Source organism: bacterium (genome assembly GCA_023230585.1).
In the GTDB taxonomy this organism is placed as follows: Bacteria; Ratteibacteria; UBA8468; order B48-G9; family JAFGKM01; genus JALNXB01.
In genome coordinates this window covers 1-3,596 of the sequence record JALNXB010000104.1, presented here as the reverse complement: position 1 = coordinate 3,596, position 3,596 = coordinate 1, and the positions used below count along the sequence as shown (strand labels likewise).

The following is a 3,596-nucleotide window of genomic DNA, read 5'->3' as shown; positions in this document are numbered from 1 at the left end:
ACTTGAAGAAGGGTTGGAAGGGAAAGTAAAACTAAAAACTAATATTCCTATTAAAGGTAGATGGAAGGTTATGGCAAGAGTAAGAGGTATGTCAGGGATAGAGCGAGAAAGTTATACTACTGGTTGGCAACCTCAAGGGGAAATTGGAAAGGGAAATTTTACAGTAAAAATCGGAAATCAAGCGGTAAGGAAACTACCCGTAGAAGGGTCTGAATGGAGATGGGTTGAGGTAGAAGGAAGACTTTTAATTACTAAAACAGGCAAAACTGAAATAGTCTTTTCAACCTCTGATACAGGCATAGCGATAGATAATATTCTTGTTACCAACGACTTAGGTTTTACACCAACCAACCTTGACAACACTCCTACAGTCAAACCTTCAACACCTCAAAAAATTAAAATATCTGAAATAAAAGGGGAGGGCGAACCACTTGAGTGGAGAGGGTATACAATAGCACCTCCTTACGTAAGAATTGAATGGGAACTTTCTACTGCTCCGCAAGGTATAAGGTATTACAATATATACCGAGGTGAAGATAAAGATTTTAAAGTAGGACCTGAAACTCTTATAGGAAGCGAAACTGATATATTTTTTACCGATCTACAACTCAAAAAAGGGACAGAATACTATTACAAAGTAGTAGCAGTAGACAACTGGGATAACCGTTCTGATGTTTCGGAAGCGCTTATTGTAAAAATAAGATAATAAATTTACCAGAGCAGAAGTATGAGAAAACACAAGGGGGAAAAATGCCAAATAAAAGGTTAGCTATATGTATAGTAACAGTCTTTATTTTATTTATTTTTACGGTTAAGGGGCAATCTCAAACCTTTAAAAATATTTATGAAGCGGCAGAAAAAGGAAGTGTGACAGATGTTGAAAAGTTTCTTAAGAGAGGAGTAAAAATCAATGAGAAAGATAAAGAAGGTACAACACCTCTCCACATAGCTGCCTTTGAAGGCAAAATTGAAACAGTTGTTATGCTTGTAAATAAAGGTGCTGAGATAGATGTGAGAAATTTGAAAGGTGAAACTCCTCTTTATAAAACAGCCCTACTTGGACAGACAGAAGCAGCAAAAATACTTATTGAAAAAGGAGCAGATGTAAACACAAAAGATATAAACGCAGGCACCCCTCTACACAGAGCTTCTTCTTGGGGTCATACTGCAATAGCAAAAATGTTTATTGAAAAGGGGGCAGATGTAAACGCAAAAGATAGGTATGGATGGACGCCTCTACACTATGCCGCAACATGGAACCGAGTAGAGGTAGCTCGTATGCTTATTGAGAAAGGGACAGATGTAAATGAAAGAAATATGCGAGGCGAGACCCCTCTTTATAGGGCGGCTTATAGTGACAACTGTCTTGATACAGCGATTTTTCTAATCGAAAAAGGAGCAGATGTAAATTTGCCTGACAACAGAAAAAAAACACCGTTTTACGTATCAGCGTATGGAAGAAGGGCACCTAAAGTAAACGAACTCCTAAAAAAACACGGAGGTAAAAACTTTTAAGCTGAACTGAATACGGAGGCATATATGGGTAAAAAAAGATTGTTTTTATATATTATTTTAAGTTTGGTCTTCTCTTTTTTTTATACAGTTTATGCTTCTGAAGTAAACCTTATCAAGAACCCTGATTTATCTGTAATGAAAGGTGATTCTCCTGAACATTGGAGATTGGGAGGGCAGACAAAATTTTACTACGATGAAAAGGAAAAAGCAGCTGTTATAACAACAATGAAGACCTACGACTCATTCACTCAAGGCGTTAGTCTTGCCCCTGGTCATTATCTTCTTAAGGCATTGATTAAAACAAATACCAACGCAACAAGTTTAACCTGTATTGCTTCTTTATCTATAAGTGCTTCAGATAAATATAGATGGGTAGAAATTCCTTTTTATGTAGACGGTTTGGGTGAGAGAAACCTATCAGTTGCAATAGGTATACGCAGAATTTATAATGACCCTACCACCCATAAAGGGGAAACAAGAATAAAAGAGATGCAACTTATACGGCTTGGAGATACTTTTTTACCTCGAAATTGGGCAACAAAAATCTCTGTTCATCCTCTCCATAAACTTAAAACAATAAATGATAATCCAAACTGGAACAGACCAGGCAAGGTTATTTTTAATGATACACTTATTGGGACAGAAATATGGCTTATGAGTCAATATGGACAGACAGATTTATCTTATGTAGGATTTCCAGATTTTAGTAATAACGGGAAATATGTGCAGGTTGGCAACAGAAAACCAGGCTATGTTATGAGAACCGACGGTTCGCACAGATACGGTTCACCTTCAAAAGCGTGGCCCAATAGGTTGTTGTGGCTTTTTCCGTGGGAAGAAAAGAACCTGCCCGAGAAGTCTGACCCTTCAGATTGGATAGTTACTTTAAGAACAAGGCGAAGCAACCTACCTATAAGAGTTGAAATGCTTAATCTGGTAACTGGTGAAACAAAAAAAATAGTATTACCTACAATCCCTGAATGGGATATAGCCCTCGTACCATCAACTCCTTGTGGAAGAGGACAAGATACAAAAAGAATAACACATAACACGCTTGTATGGATTGCAAAAGATAAAAAGAAGATAGGACTTTCAAGTACAGAAGGTAAGAACTTCAGAAGTTTTGAAATTAAGAGTATCTCAAAAAAACCTGAAAATGATACTGTTAATCCAGGCGTAAGTGCGGCATGGGGGAAGGGTGGAGATAACTGGTACAACTCAGTTGATAAGAACGACAACAGGTATTTTGCTTTTGAACTTAACAAAGAAAAAGATTTCAAAGACCCAGAAAACCCTTACCAGGTGTGGATGCTTCCATTAAGCGAAAAAGATACAAGAGGGCTATTAAGGGTTATCCCCAACCCAAAGGTAGAGATTACTCCCGGTTCATACAGTAGAGGACGCCTCTTATGGTGGGATTTGACAGCGGGGTTACCCCCTTTTGGAGATTCAGCTACATTTCTTCTTGAAGATGGTACCCTAATATATATGTGTTCACTCGGAGAGCATAGCGGGTTTGGCTCAACAATAAGCACTCTATGTCCATACACCAATCAAGCACAATTTATTGGTAATTACCCAAAAATGGACCGTGTTTCCTGGCCACACGAGTTTAAACATAACAAAGATTTTGCAATAGTAGAGGCTTTTACAGAACCCTTTTGCCCTGTGGTAATGGCTGATTTAAGATATAATACATTATGGTCTCTTGTTATAACTAACTTTCACGATTATGCTGCAAGATACGCTCAACGCCCTATGTATAGCGACCGACCTGGGTTTGGCACATACCATAAACCTATGATTAGAACAGCGCCTACACAAAGCCCTGATTTTACAAAAGTGCTTTACTGTTCTTCAATGTTGACAGGAGACGACCCAGAAAGACTTTTAGGAGACGCTTATATAGCAGTTGCACGTTACCCTCAACCGCCTATAAATGTAAGGTTTGAGGGTATACGGTTAGTTTGGGATAAACCTCAGTATAACGCAGAAATTATGGGTTACAATATCTATTATTCGAAAGAGAGCGGTAAAGGTAGTTGGACAAAACTTAACCCAAAACCTATAAGAGAGATGTT

At 38.1% G+C, this 3,596-nt stretch carries 3 protein-coding genes; all 3 read left to right on the top strand.

The features are described from left to right. Positions 1-706: hypothetical protein (locus M0P98_09375; protein MCK9267056.1), on the top strand; the 706-nt coding region annotated here is incomplete at its 5' end. A 44-nt stretch (positions 707-750) separates the two neighbouring features. Next, positions 751-1,515 carry an ankyrin repeat domain-containing protein gene (locus tag M0P98_09370; protein ID MCK9267055.1) on the top strand — a complete coding sequence of 255 codons (765 nt, stop codon included), beginning with the start codon at positions 751-753 and terminating at the stop codon, positions 1,513-1,515. A gap of 24 nt (positions 1,516-1,539) precedes the next feature. Further along, positions 1,540-3,596, top strand: a 2,057-nt coding sequence (locus tag M0P98_09365; GenBank protein MCK9267054.1) for a fibronectin type III domain-containing protein, incomplete at its 3' end; no start/stop codon positions are given.